This window comes from Brevundimonas sp. ABV4_179, assembly GCF_056311945.1.
The window spans coordinates 668819-689470 of record NZ_CM149976.1; the positions used below are offsets into that span (position 1 = coordinate 668819).

The following is a 20652-nucleotide window of genomic DNA, read 5'->3' on the forward strand; positions in this document are numbered from 1 at the left end:
CCTCTAGGCGCGGCCGCCCACGATCCGTTCCAGCACCGCCAGCGGCAGCGACCCGTTCTCCAGAACCTTGTCGTGGAAGGCGCGCAGGTCGAAGTCGGGCTTGGCTTCGGCCTCCTTGCGCAGGCGGGCGATGACCGTATGGCCGACCTTGTAGGAACAGGCCTGGCCGGGCCAGACGCAGTAGCGGTTGATCTCGCTGTTCGACGCATCCAGCGGCTTGGCGCCCGAGGCCGCCATATATTCGACCGCCCGTTCCCGGCTCCAGCGCTCGGAGTGCAGGCCCGTGTCCACCACCAGACGCACGGCCCGGAACAGATAGGACATCAAAAAACCGACCCGGCCCAGCGGATCCGTCGCATAGGCGTCCAGGTCGTCGGCCGCCACCGCCTCCGCATACAAGGCCCAGCCCTCGTTATAGGCCGAGAAGCCGCCCGCGCGGCGCCATTGCGGCAGCTCGCCGGACTCGCGCTGCAGCGCCACCTGCAGGTGATGCCCTGGCGAGGCCTCATGATAGGTCAGGGTCGGCAGGGCGAAGCGCGGCCAGTTCCCGCTGTCGCGCAGGTTGATGTAATAGGCGCCCGGTCGCGACCCATCCAACGGCGGTCCCTGGTAATAGCCGCCCGGCGCACCCGATTGGATCGACACAGGCACGCGACGGATTTCGACGTGCGACTTGGGCAGGCGGCCGAACACCTGAGGCAGTTTCGGCTCCAGATCGGCGACCAGCCGGTTCAGCCAGGCCAGCAGTTCGGCCTTGCCTGCGTCGGTGTTGGCGAACAGCTGGGCCGGCTCCTTGTTCAGGGCCTGGATGCGTTCGCCGACCGTGCCCTGGGTATAGCCCTGGGTCTTCAGGATGGCGTCGATCTCGGCGCTGATTTCGGCCACCTGTTCGCGGCCCAAGGCGTGGATTTCGCGGGCGGTCAGGGTCGTGGTCGTATTGGCCTTGAGCCCTGCCGCATAGAAGGCCTCGCCGTCCGGCAGACGCCAGACCCCCGCGTCATGGGTGGCGCGGGGACGCAAGGCTTCCAGCGCCGCGATCTGGGCGGCCAGGGCCGGTTTGACCTTCTGGTCCATGATCGCGGCGGCGCGACCGTCATAACCCGCCAGGCCCAGATCGCCCGTCTTGCGCGCCAGCGACTTCAGCATGGCCATGTCGGCGACGGGCGTGTCGCGCAGGGCCCGAATCTGCGGCAACATCCGGTCGATGATGAAGTCGGGCGGGATGGCGCCCAGACCAGCGTCTTCCTCTATCTTGGCCGTCTCGCCGTCCAGTACGCCCGAGAAGGCTTCCAGCCGCGACAGGAAGGCGTCGGCGCCGGCCGCATCCTCGACCCGGTGCTGATTGTCCAGGAAGTCCGGCGTGCTGAAATAGGCGCCCGACAACTGGGTCACGACATAGGGCGACGGTCGCCCCGGCCCCGCCCCATAGTCGAAGCGCGCCGTCTCCGCCGCCGTCTCCGCGCCGAAGGCGGCGATGGCGTAGTTCAGCGCCCCGGCCGACGACAGACCGGCCTGGTCGAAGCCTTTCAACTGGCCCCAGCGATCCAAGGCCTTCGCACGATCTTTGCGGATGGCGTCCGGCCCGGTCTCGCTGAGCCTTGACGACAGGCTGGCGCGCGCGCCCCGATCCAGACCCAGGTTGGTGGCGCGCTCCGGGCTGTCGTCGATATCGGCCTCGAACCAGCCGTCCAGCAGACCATTCAGCCGTCCATCCGCGTCGGTCTGAAGGGGCTCGGCCTGAACCAGAGTCGGCGCGACCGCCACAGCGGCGGCGGTCAGCAAAAGGCGGCGACGGTCGATCATGCGGCGAACTCTCGGTGACGGACCGCGCCCGCGCCGAGGCGGTCCCTGTTTGTCTTCGACGTCGGTCCGGCGCGACCGGGATGCGATCAGGCCTGGGCCGCGACCCAACCGTTGACGATCCGCTCCAGCACCGACAGCGGCACGCCGCCGGCGGCCAGGGCCGTGTCGTGGAAACCCTTGATGTCGAACCTGGACCCCAGGGTGGTCTTGGCCGTCTCGCGCAGCCGAACCCATTCGTTGTGCCCGACCTTGTAGGCGCAGGCCTGGCCGGGCCAGCCGCAATAGCGTTCGACCTCGGACGTCGCCGCCCCCTCCTGGTCGCCATAGGCCTCCATCATGTAGCGGATTCCCTGTTCGCGGCTCCAACCCTTGGAGTGGATGCCGGTGTCGACCACCAGGCGCGCGGCGCGGAACATCAGCGACTGAAGATAGCCGACCTGCCCGACCGGATCGTTCTCATAGGCGCCCAGTTCGTCGGCGAGCTGTTCGGCGTAAAGCCCCCAGCCCTCGACATAGCTGGAGAAGCCCAACAGGTTCATCAGAAGCGGCGCCGACGGGCTCTCTTGCTGCAGGCTGATCTGCAGATGGTGACCCGGCGTGGCCTCGTGATAGGTCAGGGTCGGCAGGGACCAGGACGGCCATTCCGCCGTGTCCTTCAGATTGATCCAATAGATGCCCGGCCGCGTCCCATCCAGGCTGGGCGCGTTGTAATAGCCCATCGGCGCGCCCGCCTCGATCTCGGGCGGCACGCGCTTGATCTCGACCTTGGCCTTGGGCAGGCGGCCGAAGGCGTTGGGCAGGCGGGCCTGCATGTCCGCCATCTGGGCGTTCAGCTTGGCGATCAGCTCGGCCTTGCCCGCATCGGTATTGGCGTAGATGTATTTGGGATCGTCCCCCAGGGCGGCGATCCGCTGGGCGACCGACCCCTGCGTCAGCCCTTGCGCCTTCAACAGGCCATCGGCGCGCGCGGTCAATTCGGCCATCTGTTCGACGCCGGTGCGGTGGATCTCGTCGGCGGTCAGTCGGGTGGTCGTGATGTAGCGCAGGCTGTTGGCGTAATACTCCTCGCCCTGCGGCAGGCGGCGCACCGACGCCTCGTGCACGGCGTTCGGCTGGGCGGCCTTCAGCACCGCGTTCTGCGCCGCCAGGGCCGGATAGACCCGTGTTTCGATCAGACGCTGGACCTGGGCGCCCCAGTCGCCGCTCAGGCCCTTGGCCTGGGTCCGGTCCACCACGGATTGGGTCAGGGGGGAGGTCGCCGCCGAAGTGCCCAGGACGCCATCCTGTTGGCGGATCGCCTTGGCCAGGATGAAGTCGGGCGGCACGACCCCCAGCGCATACTCCTCCTTCAGCCGATCCGTTTCGGCGGCCAGGACATCGGCGAAGGCGTTGACCCGCACCACATAGGCGTCGGCGTCGGCGGCGGTCTCGATGGTGTGCTGATTGGCCAGGAAGTCCGGCGTGGACTGATAGGCGCCGCCCTGCTGGCTGACCCGATACGGATTGGGCCAGCCGCCCTGGCCATAGGGGATGTCGTAGGTGGCGATGACCCCGTCCAGATTGTCCTTGATGCTGTCGTAATAGTTCAGGTCGCGGGGCGACAGTGCGCGGCGGTCGATGCGGGCCAGGTCGGCGGACTGCTGGCGGATGAAGGCGCGCTGGCCCTCCTCCTCGGCGCGGGTCGGGGCGGTCAGTTGCGACTTGGCGGCGGCGCGCCCGCCCTTGTCCAGGCCGAAGGCGGTTACGACCTCAGGCGCGCGATCCAACGTGCCCTCGAACGCCTTGTCCATGAAGATTTTGAAGGCGCCGTCCGCCGCTCCCGCCGTCCCGCCGTCCTGCGGCCGGCCGAAGGCGGTCGCGCCCCCAAGGGCCGAAAGGCCCGCGCCTAGGGCGGCGGACTGAAGAAGGCGGCGGCGATCCAGCATGACGTTCTCCCCACGGACGATGCGGCAATGGAGACCGCACGAGTGGATGCGGCAAGTGAAATCGCCGCAAGGTCAGTCCGGTTGGCGAAGAAAAAGGCCCGGCGGATTGTTCCGCCGGGCCTCGTTCAGTCTTGGTATCGAAGTCGCTTAGTCGCGACGACGACGGCCGCGATCGCCACCCCGATCACCGCCCTCGCGCTTGGGACGACCGCCGGTGTCTTCCGACAGCGGGGCCTCGCCGCGCTCGGCGCGTTCGGCGTTGATCTTGTCGGTGATGTCCTCGCCGGTTTCCTGATCCACGACCTTCATCGACAGCTTGGTCTTGCCGCGATCGTCGAAGCCCAGGAACTTGACCTTGACCTCCTGGCCTTCCGACAGGACGTCGGCCGGATTGGCGACGCGTTCCAGAGCGATCTGGGACACGTGGACCAGGCCGTCCTTGGCGCCGAAGAAGTTCACGAAGGCGCCGAAGTCGACGACCTTCACGACCTTGCCGGTGTAGATCGTGCCGACTTCCGGTTCCGAGGCGATGGACTGGATCCAGGCCTTGGCCGCGTCGATCTTCTCCTGGTCGTTGGCGGCGACCTTGATGGTGCCGTCGTCGCCGATGTCGATCTTGGCGCCGGTCTTCTCGACGATCTCGCGGATCACCTTGCCGCCCGAACCGATCACTTCACGGATCTTGTCGACCGCGATCTTGATGGTTTCGATCTTGGGCGCGTGTTCGCCCAGTTCGGTGCGCGGCGCGTCCATGGCCTTGGACATCTCGTCCAGGATGTGCAGGCGACCGGCCGAAGCCTGGGTCAGGGCCTGTTCCATGATCTCCTTGGTGATGCCGGCGACCTTGATGTCCATCTGCAGGCTGGTGATGCCCTGCGACGTGCCGGCGACCTTGAAGTCCATGTCGCCCAGGTGATCTTCGTCACCCAGGATGTCCGACAGGATGGCGAACTCGCCCGACGGCTCCAGGATCAGACCCATGGCGATGCCGGAGACCGGACGGATCAGCGGAACGCCCGCGTCCATCAGGGCCAGCGACGAACCGCAGACCGTGGCCATCGAGGACGAGCCGTTCGACTCGGTGATCTCCGACACCAGACGGATGGTGTAGGGGAAGTCTTCCTTGGTCGGCAGCATCGGGCGGATCGCGCGCCAGGCCAGTTTGCCGTGACCGATTTCGCGACGGCCGGGCGAACCCATGCGACCCGCTTCACCCACCGAATAGGGGGGGAAGTTGTAGTGCAGCAGGAAGCTTTCCTTGTAGGTGCCCTGCAGGCTGTCGATGTACTGCTCGTCCTCGCCGGTGCCCAGAGTGGCGACGACCAGGGCCTGGGTTTCGCCGCGCGTGAACAGGGCCGAACCGTGGGTGCGCGGCAGGACGCCGACTTCCGACACGATGGCGCGGACCTTGTCAAGGGCGCGGCCGTCGACGCGGTGCGCGTTTTCGATGATGTCGCGACGCAGGACTTCGGCTTCACATTCCTTGAAGGCGGCCGAGAACTTGGAGCTGTCGACGCCTTCGGGGTTCTCGTCGGTCTTCACCAGTTTGGCGGCGGCGGTCTTCTTGGCCGCATCGACGCCCGAGCGACGGTCGTACTTGCCGGGGTGGGTGTAGGCGGCCTTGATGTCCTCGCCGACCAGCGACTTGATCGAGGCGACGACGTCGGCGTGGTCTTCGGCCTGGAAGTCGAACGGCTCCTTGGCGGCGTGTTCGGCCAGGTCGATGATGGCGTCGATGACCGGCTGCATGCCCGCGTGCGCGAACATCAGGGCTTCCAGCATCTTCTCTTCCGACAGCTCCTTGGCTTCGGATTCGACCATCATCAGGGCGTCCTGCGTGCCGGCGACCACCAGGTCGAGGTCCGAGGTCGGGACCTGGTCGATGGTCGGGTTCAGGACCAGCTCACCGTCGATCAGGCCGACGCGCGCGGCGCCGATCGGGCCCATGAAGGGCACGCCCGAGATGGTCAGGGCGGCCGAGGCGGCGACCATGCCCAGGACGTCCGGGTCGTTTTCCATGTCGTGCTGCAGCACGGTCACGACGACCTGGGTCTCGTTCTTGAAGCCCTTGACGAACAGCGGGCGGATCGGACGGTCGATCAGGCGGGAAACCAGGGTTTCCTTCTCGGACGGACGGCCTTCACGCTTGAAGTAACCACCGGGGATCTTGCCGGCGGCGAAGGTCTTTTCCTGGTAGTTGACGGTCAGGGGGAAGAAGTCCAGGCCCGGCTTGGGCGCGCGGCCATAGACGACGGTGGCCAGAACCACGGTCTCGCCATAGGTGGCCAGCACGGCGCCATCGGCCTGGCGGGCGATGCGGCCCGTTTCCAGGGTCAGCGGGCGTCCGGCCCACTCGATCGTCTTGCGTTTGATGTCGAACATATTTCGTCTTTCGTATCCCGGCGGGCGTATTCCCGGCGGGGTCCCATCATGGGGCGGATGCGTCGGCGTTCAGTCCTTCGATCCAGAGGTCGCCGCGCCATCGCGAACGACCGGGAGAGGACCGTCATGGCCCTCGCAGCAGCGCCGTTAAGTCCTGCGGCGCACAGGTCGTGTCTAGTTGCACAACGAGGCGCGGACGTGACCGCCCGCGCCTCGAAAGCGTTCTTTTACACTGATCCGACGCCTTAGCGGCGAAGGCCCAGCTTGGAGATGAGCGCCTGGTAGCGGCCGGCGTCGACCTTGTTCAGGTGGTCGAGCAGGCGGCGACGTTGCGACACCATCTTCAGAAGGCCACGACGCGAGTGGTTGTCCTTCTTGTGGGTCTTGAAGTGTTCGGTCAGGTTGGCGATGCGTTCCGACAGGATCGCGACCTGAACCTCGGCCGAGCCGGTGTCGCCGGCGGAGCGGGCGTTATCGGCGATGATCTCGTGCTTGCGTTCAGCAGTAACCGACATCGTAAGAGTCCTTTCTTGGCCTATCGCGCTTCGCGCGACTTGAGGCCGTGGGGTCTCGGCCCTTGCCGGATGGCGCGGGCCTAGAGGTTGAAAACGCGGTCGGGTTCTAGCCGGCCGGCCCGCAACTGACAGAGGGCGACGAGGGTCTGGCCCTGAAAGGCTGAAACCGTGCGCGAACCGTCGGAAAGACGGCCTTTGAGGGTTTCCACCTGACGGGGGAGCAGAACGATCGGGCGTCCCTGCCGAAGCGAGAAGGCGTCCTGTTCCGTTACGGCCAGTTCCGGGATGTCGTCCAGAGCGGTCGCGACGGCAAGCAAGCCTTCCGAGGCGGCGCCCCTATGCACCATTTCCTCCAGAGAATCCAGAGTGACGGCGTTTTGCGTGCTGAACGGCCCCACCCGCTCGCGTCGCAGGGCGCTGACATGGCCCTCGGCGCCCAGAACCGCCGCCAGGTCGCGCGCCAGCGATCGCACATAGACGCCCTTGCCGGTGCGGATGGTGATTTCAACGTGGTCGGCGTCGGGCGCGCCGCTGACCTCGGCGGAATGGATGGTCACGCGCCGCGACGGCAGTTCGAACTCCACCCCGTCGCGCGCCAGGTCATAGGCGCGGGCGCCGTCCACCTTGATGGCGGAAAAGCGCGGCGGGGTCTGGTCGATCTCGCCGACGAAGGCGGGCAGGGCGGCCTTCACCTGATCCACGGTCGGGCGCACGTCCGACCGTCCGATGATCTCGCCCTCGCGGTCCACGCTGTCGGTCGAGACGCCCCAGTTGATGGTGAAGCGATAGACCTTCTGCGCCTCCATCATCATGGGCACGGTCTTGGTCGCTTCGCCCAGCGCGATGGGCAGGATGCCGCTGGCCAATGGGTCCAGCGTGCCTGCGTGACCGGCCTTCTGGGCGTCGAACAGGCGGCGGATGCGGCTGACGGCCTCGGTCGATCCCATCTCGAACGGCTTGTCCAGGCACACCCAGCCGTCGACGATCTCGCCCTTCTTCTTGCGGCCCATTACGGTTGGCCTATCGCGCTTCGCGCTACTTGAGGCCGCGTCGCTTGGCCTATCGCGCCTCGCCCTAATTGAGGCCTAAACATCAGGCGTCGCCCTCATCCTCTCCGTCGCGTCGCTCCAGGTCGGCGCGGACGCGAGGGTCGTCGAACAGGCGGTCGATGTGGCTGGCGGCGTCGAAGCTTTCGTCGTGACGGAAGCGCAGGTCGGGCGTGAACTTCATGTCCAGCCGGCGACCCAACTGACCGCGCAGGAATTTGGCGTGGGCGTTCAGCGCCTTGATGATCTCGCTTTCGTGGCCGGCGGTGGGGGCCGTCTCGACCCCGGCGCCCAGCGGCTCCACGAAACAGGTGGCGTGTTTCAGGTCGGGCGACAGGCGCACCTCGGTCACGGTGACGGACACGCCGACCAGGGCCTCGTCGTGGATATCCTCTTCGCGCAGGATGTCGACCAGGGCGTGACGGATCAGCTCGCCGGCGCGCAGTTGACGCTGGCTGGGTCCGGCGGGACCGGAGGCGTTTCGGGTATGTTGCTTGTGGGCCATCGGCCTCTCCTTCGTGTTCGGCCCGCTGGGGATCGGACCCGGCCGGATAGGCGAAAGTCGGGCGGTCTAGTCTCGCGATGGTCGCGTGTCCAGTTTTCGCTCCGGGGCCTTGGCCCTTTCCGCCGCCCGCACGGACCGCATCACCTCGGCCGAGGTGATCGACCGGACCGGCCGAATCGGCACGCCTGCGGCGTTCAGCACGCCAGAAGTCCAGTGGTTGCACAGATGGCCGATGGAGAAGGTCTCGCGACTGGCGAAAAACCGCGCGTCGTCGCCGGGGCGGGCCGCGACGACCCGGGGCGAACCTCCGTACAGCGCCAGAGATTGTTCGACGCGGGTCGCCATCCGGTCGAACTGCGCCTGCGTCAGGATCAGGCGCGCCACCTCACCGCCATGGCCTGCGCCGGGATCGACGCTGACCGGGTCCAGCATGACGACCGATGCATTGCCTGGCCGGAAAAAGGCGCGGGCGCCGTCCGGCAGGCGATCCGCGATCGGGCTCTGATCCACATAGAACCGCGCGTCGCCCCAGCCGATCAGAATCCAGTCGCCGGACGCCAGGCTCGCCGTCGCATGGGCTAGGGGGCCGCCGCGTCGTATCAAAGCGGCGCGCGGCATGGCCAGGTCGGTGTGAAAGCCGTTGTCCAGCACCTGAACGACCACCGTATCGCCTACCGCGCTGATCGCCGCCGCGCCCGGCCGGGTCCACGTCCACAGGGCGGCGGCGACGCCGATCAGGGCGGCCAGGATCAGCGCGCGGATCATCGGTTGAAGTCTCTAACGGCGCACAGCCGATCCGCGGAGGCCAGGGCGCCGGGCGGCGGACCCTGGCGCACCGGCATCAGCAGAAGGCCGTTGCGTCGCACCGCCAAGGCCAGCCAGCCCACGGCCTGACCGGCGCACAGCCGGCTGTCCTCGTCGGCGACGACCCTGCGGATTTCGATCTGGGCGGCGGCTGGCGCGCCCATGACGTCGGCGAAGGTCCGGGCGGCGTCGGCCTTCTGGCCCGCGCCCACCAACCTGTGCGGGGTGGTGGTCAGCCGACCTGCGCCCTCGATGGTCAGGGCGCCGCCTTCGGCCTGGATCGTGAGGGGCGAAAGCGCGTCTGACCCGGCGGAGACATAGCGTCCCCCGACCACCGGATCGCCGATCACCACCTGCCCCTTGGCGCCGGATCCTGCGGGCGCGGCGCCCGGCTCGATCAGGCGGTTCAGGGCCGGTTCGACCACCAGGGCGCCTAGCAGAAACAGGCCGAACGCGCCGACGCCGACCGCCGCGGTCCATTTCAGCGATGGGACGCCGGACGGCGGTACGGTCGCGCTCATGCCCGGCAGCTTAAGGGAACAGGGGTTGAGGAATGGTCACCTGACCACCCCCGCCCCCGCGCGCAATCAGTTCCGGCCGGGGCGGCGCGTCGGGTCGCTGAGCTGGAACAGGCGCGCTGACAAGTTCGACGCCGGTTGCAGCGACGTCAGTTGCGTGCGGGTGCGCGCGCCCTGCGGATCGGTGATCGTCCATTCGTGCAGCCGCACAGGGTCGCCCGCGAAGGCCAGCACCACCTGACCGTCGTTCGGCCGGCTGGCGTCGCGCGCCGTGATGGCGAAGGCGCCCGACGCCATGCGCGTCACCCGCTCGATGCGGACGCCCTGGTCCAGGCGGACGTTGCGCGCCAGGAAGGTGGACAGGGGCGTGCGGCCCAGCGGCGCCTGTTGGAAGGTGTTCAGGCGCGGGTCGTAGCGTTTGACGTTATAGCCGTCAGACACCACCAGCAGCCCGGCCGGGTCGGTGTATTCGAACCGCATCTTGCCCGGACGCTGCAGATAGAACCGGCCCTGGCGGGTCTGGCCGCTTGGGCCCGTCTCGGTGAAGGTCCCCTGGGCCGAGGTCAGGGCTTGCAGATAGCCCTGCGCTTGCTGCACCACCGCCCGGTCGTCGGCCGACAGGTTGGACTGGGCATGGGCGGCGTCGAAGGCGCCCAGGGCGATCAGGCCGGTCGTCAGGCCCGCGCCCAGCAGCAGGCTGCGGCGGTGCAGGTCGGCGGCTGGCAGGGCCAAGGTCTTGGTGCGCGAGGTCATGAAGTTCGTCTCCCGTTCGGGATGGTTGTCGATCCTGCCGTCTTGCCCGGTCGGCTTGGCGTCGGAATGACGCGAGCCTGACCATATTCCGGCGCTGCGATGAAGCCCTGTTCATCGAAATGCTGAAGCTTGGACGCGATAGCGGGTCAGACAACGGCTCCGAGCCGCAGCCGTTCCTCGATTTTCGTCACACCATCGGCGGCGGGCCGGCCAGGACGTCGCGCTTGCCGGCGTGGTTGGCGGGGCTGACCACGCCTTCCTGCTCCATCCGCTCGATCAGGGAGGCGGCGCGGTTGTAGCCGATCTGGAGACGGCGCTGGACGTAGGAGGTCGAGGCCTTGCGGTCTCGGGTGACGACGGCGACGGCGCGATCGTACAGGTCGTCGCCCGATCCGCCACCGCCGCCCTCGTCATAGCCGTTGTCGCCGTCGCCGTCCGGCTCGTCGGTGATCAGATCCAGATAGTCGGGCTCGGCCTGCGCCTTCAGGTGTTTGCAGACGTCCTCGACTTCCTTGTCGTCGACGAACGGGCCGTGCAAGCGGGTGATCCGGCCGCCGCCGGCCATATAGAGCATGTCGCCCTGGCCCAGCAGCTGCTCGCCGCCCTGTTCGCCCAGGATGGTGCGACTGTCGATCTTGGACGTGACCTGGAAGGAGATCCGGGTCGGGAAGTTGGCCTTGATGGTGCCGGTGATGACGTCCACCGACGGGCGCTGGGTGGCCATGATCAGGTGGATGCCGGCGGCGCGGGCCATCTGGGCCAGACGCTGAACCGCGCCCTCAACGTCCTTGCCGGCGACCAGCATCAGGTCGGCCATCTCGTCCATGACCACGACCAGGAAGGGCAGGGGTTCGGGGCGGATCTTCTCGGACTCATAGACCGGGCGGCCCTGGTCGTCGAAGCCGGTCTGGACCGTGCGTTCGAAATGCTCGCCCTTGGCCTGGGCCTCGCGGGCGCGCTCGTTGTAGGAGGCGATGTTGCGCACGCCCAGCTTGGACATGCGGCGATAGCGGTCCTCCATCTCGCGCACCGTCCATTTCAGAGCGACGACCGCCTTCTTCGGATCGGTCACGACGGGCGCCAGCAGGTGCGGAATGCCGTCATAGACCGACAGCTCCAGCATCTTGGGGTCGATCATGATGAAGCGGCATTCGGCCGGGCTGTGGCGATACAGGATCGACAGGATCATGGCGTTGACCCCCACCGACTTGCCTGAGCCTGTGGTGCCCGCAATCAACAGGTGGGGCATCCGCGCCAGATCGGCGACATAGGGTTCGCCGCCGATGGTCTCACCGAGCGCGAGCGGCAGCAGATGGCCCTTCTTGTCGTATTCGGCGCTGGCCAGCAGGTCGCGCAGATAGACGGTCTCCCGCTTGGCGTTGGGCAGTTCGATGCCGATGGCGTTGCGCCCCTGAACCACGCTGATGCGGCAAGCGCGGGCGGACATCGAGCGGGCGATGTCGTCGGCCAGGGCCACGACGCGGCCATGCTTCACGCCCGGCGCCGGCACCAGCTCGTACAGGGTGACCACCGGGCCGGGACGGATCTGATCGATCACGCCGCGCACGCCGAACTCCTGCAGCACGCCTTCCAGCATCTTGGCGTTTTGTTTCAGAGAATCCTCATCGACCGAGGCGGTGCGCTGGCCAGGCTTGCTCAATATGCCCAGCGGGGGAAGGTCGAAATCCCCTTCAGGCCGGGTGAAGTCGAAGGCCTGCTGATCCAGATCGTCCTTCCGAGCCTTGGGCGCCTTGACGGCCGCGACGCGCGGTTCGACGGATTGCGCGGCCGCGCGCGCCGCGCTGGGGGGCAAGGGCGCGGCCTCCTCCTCCCATGGCGGCAGGTCTTCGTAGGCGGTCTGCGGGCCGGCATCCTCTGACGGATCCGTCTCGACAGGCGAAGGCGCGTCCTGGACAGGCGCGGCGCGGGGCGCTCGCGCCTTGGGCGGGGCCTTTTCACGCGCGGGCTTGGCCGGCGCGCGCGGCGCGGGCGCCTTTAACGACCGTCCCCAATGCAGGGCGTCCAAGAAGTCCATGGCCCTCAGGCCGATGGCGAAGCCAACTAGCCACAGGCCCGCGATCAAGAAGATCAGGCCCGCGATGATCCGCGCGCCGGGAATGTGCAGGGCGCCGATGGCCTTGGCCGTCACTCCGGTCAGAGCGTCGCCCCACAGACCGCCCAATCCGGCCGCCAAGGGCCAGGCCGCGGGCGCCGCCAGCGCCGCCAGCGCCGCCGACAGGGCCAGGGTCCCGCCGGTCGCGGCCAGGGCCTTCAACGGCGTGGGCTTCAGCCGCTGCTGGATCGCGTCCCCGACCGCCCGCGCCAGACCGAAGGCGACCAGCAGCAGGGCGGCAGGCCAGGCGGCCAGGCCCAGCGACTGCATGAACAGGTCGGCGAACAGGGCGCCGTTCGCCCCCAGCCAGTTGGTGGTCGGCAGGGTGGAGGCCGCATTCAGACTGGCGTCCGCCGGATTCCAGGACAGCAGGGCGATCAGCAGCAGCGTCGCCAACAGCGCCTGCAGCACCCCCCGGAACCGCACCACGAACGGCGCGTCCCACAGGATGCGGGCGCTGATCCAGGCCTGGCGGCCGATGACGAGGGCGGTGGACATGAAGGGGCGAGCCTTCCGGGCGGCTGACATTCGACCGTCCTTTTCGCACCCACAGGGTTAAGGGGCTGTTTACCAGCTTGGCCGTGCGCGGACGTTTCGCCCTCTGGACCTTTCGGCCGCACGGGGCGACAAGCCTGTCATGTCCGAGATCGAACGCCATGACATCATCATCGCCGGTGCGGGCCTGACCGGGGCGGCCTTCGCCCTGGCCGCCGCGCAAGGCGGGCTGAAGGTGGTGATGATCGATCCCCAGCCGTTCGACGCCCAGCTGGCGCCGACCTTCGACGGCCGTTCGACCGCCATCGCCTTCTCGACCTTCCGCATGTTGGACGCCCTGGGGCTGGGCGAGGCGCTGCGGCCGCACGCCTGTCGCATGGACCATATTCTGGTGACGGACGGTCGCCGACCGGGCGCCGCCAGCCGCCCGGCCTCGCCCGCCTTCCTGCGCTTCGACGCCGAGGAGATCGGCGGCCGGACGGGCGGCGAGCCGCTGGGATACATGGTCGAAAACCGCCGCATCCGCGCCGCCCTGGCCCAGGCGGTGACGGCGGCCGGGATCGCGGTCCGGGCGCCGGCGGCCGTCGCGACCGTTGCGACCGACGCCGGCAGGGCGACGGTGACCCTGGCCGATGGCGCGGTCCTGACCGCCCCCCTGGTGGTGGGCGCCGAGGGACGCGGCTCCATCGTGCGCCGCGCGGCGGGCATCGAGACCGTCGGCTGGGCTTATGGCCAGAGCGGCGTGGTGGCCACGGTGCGGCTGGGTCGCGACCACGGCAATGTCGCCCACGAATATTTCCTGCCCGGCGGCCCCTTCGCCATCCTGCCGCTGACGGATCAGCGCGCCAGCTTGGTCTGGACCGAGACGACGAGACGTGGCGAGGCCTTGCGCGACGCCTCGGACGCCGCCTTCCACGCCCATCTGATGCGGCGGTTCGGCGAATTCCTGGACGGCGCGACGGTCGAGGGGCCGCGCTTCGTCTATCCGCTGTCGCTCAGCCTGGCCGAGACGCTGGTCGCCCCCCGCATCGCCCTGATCGGCGACGCCGCCCATGGCGTCCACCCTGTCGCGGGTCAGGGGTTGAACATGGGACTCAAGGACGCCGCCGCCCTGGCCGAGGTGCTGGCCGAGGCCGCGCGCCTGGGCGAGGACATCGGCGCCGAGACCGTGCTGGACCGCTACGCCCGCTGGCGCCGGTTCGACAATGCGGCCCTGGCGGCGGGCTTCGACGCCTTCGTACGCCTGTTCTCCAACGACATCGCGCCAATCCGTCTGGCGCGCGACCTGGGCATGGCGGCGGTCAACCGCATCGGCCCCCTGCGTCGCGCCTTCATGCAGGAGGCCGGCGGCGCGACCGGCGACCTGCCCCGGCTGCTGCGCGGCGAGGCGGTCGTCTAGTTCAGTTGCAAGCGCACGCGCTCGAACGTCGTGAAGCGCCGCGCCTCTTCGGCGCCGTCTAATCCGTGGGCGCGCGACAGGGCCTGGAGCGAGCCGGCCAGGGCGCCCTGCTTCTCGCGCGCCGAAGCGACATCGAGCCACGGCCGGTGGTCCTCCGGGTCCAGCAGGGCGCGGCGCAGGGCCGAGCGTTCCGCCGCCTCATAGTCGCGGTCACGGATGGCCCGGCTGAACAGAACGTTCTGCAGCCGGATCAACGACTGCCGGTCCGTCACCGGCGCCATCAGTATGTCCAGCCGGTCAGCCACGTGCGGCGTCAGCCCGGCGCGGAGGGCCCGGCGGGTCAGTTCGCTGGGCAGGATCAGCCGTCCCTGGCTGAAGGGGTCCAGCGCCACCGGCCCCTCCGCCGTCTCGACCCGAACCATGAAATGCCCCGGAAAATCCACGCCCGCCGCCGCTATGCCCGCATGGCGCGCCGCGTGCAGATAGAAGACGGCCAGGGCGGCGGACAGACCGCGTCGCCGCTCGGCCACCTGGATGATGTCGGTGTTGGCCGGGTGATCGTAGTGGATCAGGTCGCCGTTCAGCCGCAGGTCCGCGCATAGAGTCTCGGACAGGGCGTCGTCGGGCCCTTCGCCGCCCAACCGCTCCGTCAACCGCGCGCAGGCGTTCCGGGCCAGGGCCCGGGTCGGTTCGGGATCGCGCAGGGGATGATCGTGGATGGCGCAGGCGATCGCCGCCTCCAGCAGGGGGAAGGCCTCGTCGTCGGCCTCCCCGGCCGCCGTCAGGATACGTTCGGCCTCCTCGCGGGTCATGCCGTTCCTTCAACCGCCTCGTTCGACGCCGCGAAGATGACGCGGAAAGCGCCAGGGAGCCAGCGCCACAATATCAATTCTCAAGTCCAGCCCTTTCAGGGTCGGCCGATTGCGCCGGATCGCCTCGCCCGCCGCGACCAGCCGGTCGAACTGGGCGGGCTTCAGCGCCAGTCGCGCAGCCTGAATGGTGGCGCGTCGTTTGACCTCCACGACCGCCAGCACCCGGCCGCGGCAGGCGAGAAGATCGATCTCGCCGGCCCGGCTCTTCAGGCGAAAACCCAGGATTCGATAGCCGCGCAGCATCAGCCAGAAGGCCGCGACCCATTCCGCCGCATGGCCCGCCCGGAACGCCGTCCCGCCCTTCGCCTGACGCCACGCCGCCTTGGGGCGGCGGACGGGCGCGGGACGGGCCAGCCGCCTCACTTGGCCTTCAACGCCAGCGCGCGGCGATACAGGGTCTTGCGGTTCAGCCCCAGGGCCTTGGCGACCTCGGAAGCGGCGTCGCCGGTGGACAGGGTCTGCAAGGCGTCGATCAGGGCGGCGTCGGCGTCGGCCTCGGTCGCCTGAACCTCCTCGCCTGGGCCCACGACCACGACGATCTCGCCCTTGGGCGCATCCAGGCGCGGATCGACGGCCAACTGGTCCAGCGGACCGCGCACGCATTCCTCGTAGAGCTTGGTCAGTTCGCGGGCGACAGCGGCGGGGCGCGGCCCGAGGACGGCGGCCATGTCGGCCAGGCTGTCCTTCAGGCGCGGCCCGCTTTCGAAGAAGACCAGCGTCTGGCGCTGACCCTTCAAGGCTTCCAGCGCGGCGGTGCGGCCGGCCGTCTTGGGCGGCAGGAAACCGGCGAACAGCACCCGGTCGGCGGGTAGGCCGGCGATGCACAGGGCCGCCAGCAGGCTGGAGGCGCCGGGGATCGGATGAACCGGCAGGCCCTCGGCGATCACCGCGCGCGCGACGACGAAGCCGGGGTCGCTGACCAGGGGCGTGCCGGCGTCCGACACCAGGGCTACGACCTGACCGTCGCGCAGCCGGTCGATGGCCTGTTCGGCGGCGCGGCTCGACGCATGGTCGTCGCAGCGTTCCAGCTTCGCCTTCAGCCCATAGGCGCTCAGAAGTTTGGCGGTGACGCGGGTGTCCTCGGCCAGCACCAGATCGGCGGCGGCCAGAACGTCCAGCGCCCTCAGCGTCATGTCGCGCAGGTTCCCGATCGGGGTGGCGACCAGATACAGGCCCGGCTCCACCCGCCGGGGCGGCGGGGCGGCGGCGGGAAAGACCGAGGCTTCGCTCAAGGTTCGACCACGGCCGCCGGCGGACGCGGCGCCGAGGTCAGGCCCGATCCCTGGAAGGCGGGACCGGCGTCATAGGCGGCGAAGGTGGCTGCGGTGATGATCTCGCTGACCGAGGCGCCCAGGGACACGATCTGCACCGGCTTCTCCAGACCGACCAGCAGCGGGCCGATCACGGTCGCGCCGCCCAGGGCCTGAACTAGCTTGGTCGAGATGGCGGCCGAATGGATGGCGGGCATGACCAGAACATTGGCCGGCTTGGTCAGGCGGTTGAAGGCGTAGGCGGGATGGCCCTTGGGATCCAGCGCGACCTCAGGCGGCATTTCGCCCTCGTATTCGAAGTCGACGCCCTTCTTGTCCAGGATGCGGATCGCTTCGCGCACCTTCTCGGCGCGGTCGCCGGGCGGGTTGCCGAAGGTGGAATAGGACAGGAAGCCGACGCGCGGATTGCGGCCCAGCTTCCTGACGGTCTCGGCGGCCTTGATGGCGATGTCGGCCAGTTCCTCGGCGTTCGGCAGTTCGTGGATGGTGGTGTCCGCGACGAACAGGGTGCGGCCCTTGGCCAGCAGGATCGACAGGCCGATCAGGGTGTCGTCCACGTCCAGCACGCGCTGGACCTCCTTCAGCGCCATGTTGAAGTTGCGGGTCACGCCCGCGACCATGGCGTCGGCCCGGCCCTTGGCGACCAGGGTGGCGGCGAAATAGTTGCGGTCCTGGTTGATCATCCGCTGCACGTCGCGTCGCAGATAGCCCCGGCGTTGCAGTTTCTCGTACAGCCAGTCGGTGTCTTCGGCGTTGTTCGGCGAGACGCGGGCGTTGGTGATCTCGATGCCCAGATCATCGAAGTTCAGGCCCGCCTCGGCGGCGTTCTGACGGATCAGATCCTCGCGCCCGACCAGGATCGGCGTGCCCAGTTCCGCCTGTTTGAAGCCCCAGGCGGCGCGGATGACGGCCGGCTCCTCGCCCTCGGCGAAGACGATGCGCTTGTCCGGCCCGCCGCGCACGGCCGAGTTGATCTTCTGCATCAGGGCGGCCGACGGATCGACGCGCGAACGCAGGGCGTCGCGATAGACGTCCATGTCCTCGATCTGGACGCGGGCCACGCCGGTGTCCATCGCCGCCTGGGCGATGAAGGGCGGGATGTACCAGATCAGGCGCGGATCGAACGGGGTCGGGATGATGTAGTCGGGGCCGAACTTCAGCTTGCGCCCGCGGTAGGCGGCGGCCACCTCGTCCGGCACGTCCTCGCGCGCCAAAGCCGCCAGGGCCTGGGCGCAGGCGACCTTCATCTCGTGGTTCACCCGGCGCGCCCGCACGTCCAGGGCGCCCCGGAACAGATAGGGGAAGGCCAGGACGTTGTTGACCTGGTTCACATAGTCCGAGCGGCCCGTGGCGATGATGGCGTCCGAACGCACCGACTGGACGTCCTCGGGCGTGATCTCGGGATCAGGGTTGGCCATGGCGAAGATGATCGGATTGGGCGCCATGGACGCCACCATCTCCTTGGTGATCGCCCCCTTGGCCGACAGGCCCAGCACCACGTCGGCGCCGACCATGGCCTCGGCCAGGGTGCGGAACGGGGTGTCGGTCGCATGGGCGGCCTTCCACTGGTCCATGCCGTGTTCGCGACCCTTGTAGACCACGCCGTCCCGGTCGCAGATCACGGTGTTTTCGGCCTTCACGCCCGCCGCCTTCATCAGGGCGATGGAGGACAGACCCGCCGCCCCGGCGCCGGCCAGCACCACCTTGACCTCGTCCAGCTTCTTGCCGGCGATATGGACGGCGTTGATCAGGCCGGCGGTCGAGATGATGGCCGTGCCGTGCTGGTCGTCATGGAAGACGGGGATGTCCAGCAGGTCCTGAAGCTCGCTCTCGATGACGAAACATTCCGGAGACTTGATGTCCTCCAGGTTGATGCCGCCCCAGGTGTCGCCGATGTTCTTGACCACGGTGATGAACTCGTCCGGGTCGGTGGTCTTGACCTCGACATCGAAGCTGTCGACGTCGGCGAACCGCTTGAACAGGACCGACTTGCCCTCCATCACCGGCTTGGACGCCATGTGGCCCAGATTGCCCAGGCCCAGGATGGCGGTGCCGTTCGAGATCACGGCCACCAGATTTCCCTTGGCGGTATAGTCGTAGGCCTTGTCGGCATCCTCGGCGATGGCCAGCACAGGCACGGCCACGCCCGGCGAATAGGCCAGCGACAGGTCGCGCTGGGTCGCCATCGGCTTGGTCGGCGCCATGGAGATCTTGCCCGGCGTCGGGATGCGGTGGAAATCCAGGGCCTCCTGGTCGGAGAAGGTCTGTTTTTCGGTCTGATCGGGCATGGCTTCAGGCGTTTCCGGCGCGTCGTTCTGATTGGCTTTGTCTGTTCCTAAAGCGCGGGCGCAGGCGGGACAACCGGCCAGGCTCTATCGCCCGCCTGCCCGTCCTGGCGGGCGCAGCCGCCGCAGCCGGGGCCGCGTCACGTCCAGCGTGTGCGAAAAAGGTGATCGGCGCGCGCCTGTCCGTGCGGATTTCCGCAAGGCGGCGGGTTTCGTCAGGTCAGAACGCCAGTGCGCTCGATCTCGACCGGGCCGGTCATCAGCACGTGATCGGTCTCGGCGCTCCATTCGATGACCAGTTCGCCGCCGTCCACCACCACGGTCGCCTTGCGTTCGGTCAGCCCCCGACGCGCCGTCGCGACCAGGGCGGCGCAGGCGCCGGTGCCGCACGCCTTGGTCAGGCCCGCCCCCCGCTCCCAGACGCGCAGACGGATGTGATCCCGGTCCAGCACATTGGCGAAGCCGACATTGACCCCTTGCGGGAACAGCGGGTGATGCTCGACCAGAGAGCCTGACCCGGCGACGAAGTCGTCGTCCTGGCGGTCGGTGAAGAAGACGACGTGGGGATTGCCCATCGAGACGGCGCCCGGGGTGTGCAGGACAGGATCGTCGATGGGGCCGACCTGAAGCTCGATCCCGCGCGTGTCCATGTCTTCGGCCAGCGGCACCTGGGCCCAGTCCAGGCGAGGCTTGCCCATGTCCACCGTCACGCGGTGATCGCCCGCGCGGGTCGCGACGGTCGGGCCGCCAGCCGTGTCGATGACCACACGATCCGCGCCGTTGGCCTGCATCAATAACCAGCCGACGCAGCGCAGGGCGTTGCCGCAGGTCTCCACCATCGAACCGTCCGCGTTCCAGACCCGCATGAAGGCGTCGGCCGTGTCTGACGGCTCGATGGCGATCAACTGGTCGAAGCCCTCGCCCGTCGCGCGGTCGCCCAGCGCGCGAATCTGGTCTTCAGTGGGAGCGAACGGCTGTTCCAGCGCATTGACGACGACGAAATCATTGCCGGCGCCGTTCATCTTGACGAAAGGACGGGTCATGCAGGCCATATAGGCGCAATCCCCGCGCCCCGGAAACCAGCGTGCTGCACACCGAAACCGACCCCAAGGACGACGGCCTGCGCCTGCGTGCGCGGCTGCGATACCTTTATCACGGCAGTCGGCCGGCCGCAGTGAAGTTCCGCCTGACGGTGATCGCCGTCGATTTCGCCATCATCGCCTTCTTCCTGGCCTCGCCGATTCTTAAGAACATGGGGTGGGCCTTCTATGCGCTGGACTATCTGGTGGCGACGATCCTGGGCCTGGATCTGGCGGCGCGGGCCTATGCCTATTCCGACATCAAGGACTGGCTGAAGCGGCCCATCGTCTGGCTGGACCTGTTCATCCTGGCCACCCTGCTGTTCCCCGCCTGGCTGTTCAACCTGGGCTTCCTGCGGATGATGCGGCTATGGACGGTGCTGAACTCGGACTTCTTCTGGCGCACCGTTGGGGCGCGGTTCGACGACACGCGGGTCGAGGGGATCGTGCGGGCTCTGTCCAGCCTAGTCACCTTCGTTTTCGTCACGACCGGCTTCGTCTATGCGACCTTCCTGGGGCATGACGGGATCGCCGGCTATGTCGACGCCCTCTATTTCACCGTCGCGACCCTGACCACGACCGGCTTCGGCGACGTGACATTGCCGGGATCGATGGGCAAGCTCTTGTCCATCGCCATCATGCTGGTGGGCATCACCCTGTTCCTGCGTCTGGCCCAGGCCCTGATCAAGCCGCACAAGGTCCGCTATCCGTGCGAGGCCTGCGGTCTTCAGACCCACGATCAGGATGCGGTCCACTGCAAGGCGTGCGGCAATCTGCTGTGCATTCCCGACGAGGACTGATCGCGGTGTGACAAAAGGGTTGGGCTCCCCGACTTGCCGCCGCCTGCGCCGCCGCTAAGGTGCCGGCTTCGTTTTCGGGGACTGTCC

17 protein-coding genes are annotated in these 20652 nt (G+C 68.3%); 2 read left to right on the top strand and 15 right to left on the bottom strand.

Annotated elements, in window-relative coordinates; all coding sequences use genetic code 11:
• Positions 1-3 precede the first annotated feature (3 nt).
• The 10 genes from ACYX4P_RS03260 to ACYX4P_RS03305 all read right to left on the bottom strand — a co-directional run bounded on the left by ACYX4P_RS03260 (position 4) and on the right by ACYX4P_RS03305 (position 12862).
• Positions 4-1803, bottom strand: a complete 1800-nt coding sequence (locus ACYX4P_RS03260) for a DUF885 domain-containing protein (RefSeq protein WP_248120570.1) — start codon at positions 1801-1803, stop codon at positions 4-6.
• Positions 1804-1889: 86 nt separating this feature from the next.
• Positions 1890-3728 carry a DUF885 domain-containing protein gene (locus ACYX4P_RS03265; protein WP_248120568.1) on the bottom strand — a complete coding sequence of 613 codons (1839 nt, stop codon included), beginning with the start codon at positions 3726-3728 and terminating at the stop codon, positions 1890-1892.
• A 147-nt stretch (positions 3729-3875) separates the two neighbouring features.
• Entirely contained in the window at positions 3876-6110 is a 2235-nt protein-coding gene (gene pnp, locus ACYX4P_RS03270) for a polyribonucleotide nucleotidyltransferase (RefSeq protein ID WP_248120567.1), read from the bottom strand.
• A 245-nt stretch (positions 6111-6355) separates the two neighbouring features.
• A complete protein-coding gene (gene rpsO, locus ACYX4P_RS03275; protein WP_017506665.1) occupies positions 6356-6625 on the bottom strand; it encodes a 30S ribosomal protein S15 in 270 nt (89 codons plus the stop codon).
• An 80-nt stretch (positions 6626-6705) separates the two neighbouring features.
• A complete protein-coding gene (truB, locus tag ACYX4P_RS03280; RefSeq protein ID WP_248120565.1) occupies positions 6706-7635 on the bottom strand; it encodes a tRNA pseudouridine(55) synthase TruB in 930 nt (309 codons plus the stop codon).
• Positions 7636-7717: 82 nt separating this feature from the next.
• Positions 7718-8176 carry a 30S ribosome-binding factor RbfA gene (gene rbfA, locus ACYX4P_RS03285; RefSeq protein WP_248120563.1) on the bottom strand — a complete coding sequence of 153 codons (459 nt, stop codon included), beginning with the start codon at positions 8174-8176 and terminating at the stop codon, positions 7718-7720.
• 66 nt (positions 8177-8242) lie between these two features.
• On the bottom strand, positions 8243-8941 hold the full coding sequence (locus ACYX4P_RS03290) for a DUF2459 domain-containing protein (RefSeq protein WP_248120561.1): 699 nt from the start codon (positions 8939-8941) through the stop codon (positions 8243-8245).
• Positions 8938-9501 (bottom strand): hypothetical protein, encoded by a 564-nt coding sequence (locus ACYX4P_RS03295; RefSeq protein WP_248120559.1) that lies wholly within the window; start codon positions 9499-9501, stop codon positions 8938-8940. Before ACYX4P_RS03295 ends, ACYX4P_RS03290 begins: the two co-directional genes overlap by 4 nt.
• Positions 9502-9567: 66 nt before the next feature.
• Positions 9568-10251: a LolA family protein gene (locus ACYX4P_RS03300; RefSeq protein WP_248120557.1), complete on the bottom strand. Its 684-nt coding sequence runs from the start codon at positions 10249-10251 to the stop codon at positions 9568-9570.
• Between the two features lie 187 nt (positions 10252-10438).
• A complete protein-coding gene (locus ACYX4P_RS03305) occupies positions 10439-12862 on the bottom strand; it encodes a DNA translocase FtsK (RefSeq protein WP_248120764.1) in 2424 nt (807 codons plus the stop codon).
• Between the two features lie 139 nt (positions 12863-13001).
• Between ACYX4P_RS03305 and ACYX4P_RS03310 the strand changes: the two genes are divergently transcribed.
• Positions 13002-14258: a UbiH/UbiF/VisC/COQ6 family ubiquinone biosynthesis hydroxylase gene (locus ACYX4P_RS03310; protein ID WP_248120556.1), complete on the top strand. Its 1257-nt coding sequence runs from the start codon at positions 13002-13004 to the stop codon at positions 14256-14258.
• On the opposite strand, the gene ACYX4P_RS03315 is transcribed toward ACYX4P_RS03310, so the two are convergent.
• From ACYX4P_RS03315 to dapF, 5 genes are all read right to left on the bottom strand, one after another.
• Positions 14255-15070: a transglutaminase family protein gene (locus tag ACYX4P_RS03315; protein ID WP_248120554.1), complete on the bottom strand. Its 816-nt coding sequence runs from the start codon at positions 15068-15070 to the stop codon at positions 14255-14257. The genes ACYX4P_RS03310 and ACYX4P_RS03315 overlap by 4 nt on opposite strands.
• Positions 15071-15079: 9 nt before the next feature.
• Entirely contained in the window at positions 15080-15493 is a 414-nt protein-coding gene (locus ACYX4P_RS03320; RefSeq protein ID WP_374321909.1) for a YraN family protein, read from the bottom strand.
• On the bottom strand, positions 15490-16362 hold the full coding sequence (rsmI, locus tag ACYX4P_RS03325) for a 16S rRNA (cytidine(1402)-2'-O)-methyltransferase (RefSeq protein ID WP_248120552.1): 873 nt from the start codon (positions 16360-16362) through the stop codon (positions 15490-15492). The genes ACYX4P_RS03320 and rsmI overlap by 4 nt, the downstream gene beginning before the upstream one ends.
• Complete coding sequence (locus ACYX4P_RS03330; RefSeq protein WP_248120550.1) at positions 16359-18689, bottom strand: NADP-dependent malic enzyme; 2331 nt, start codon at positions 18687-18689, stop codon at positions 16359-16361. The genes rsmI and ACYX4P_RS03330 overlap by 4 nt, the downstream gene beginning before the upstream one ends.
• A gap of 212 nt (positions 18690-18901) precedes the next feature.
• A complete protein-coding gene (gene dapF / locus ACYX4P_RS03335) occupies positions 18902-19729 on the bottom strand; it encodes a diaminopimelate epimerase (RefSeq protein WP_248120548.1) in 828 nt (275 codons plus the stop codon).
• A 41-nt stretch (positions 19730-19770) separates the two neighbouring features.
• Between dapF and ACYX4P_RS03340 the strand changes: the two genes are divergently transcribed.
• Entirely contained in the window at positions 19771-20565 is a 795-nt protein-coding gene (locus tag ACYX4P_RS03340) for a potassium channel family protein (protein WP_248120546.1), read from the top strand.
• Positions 20566-20652 lie beyond the last annotated feature (87 nt).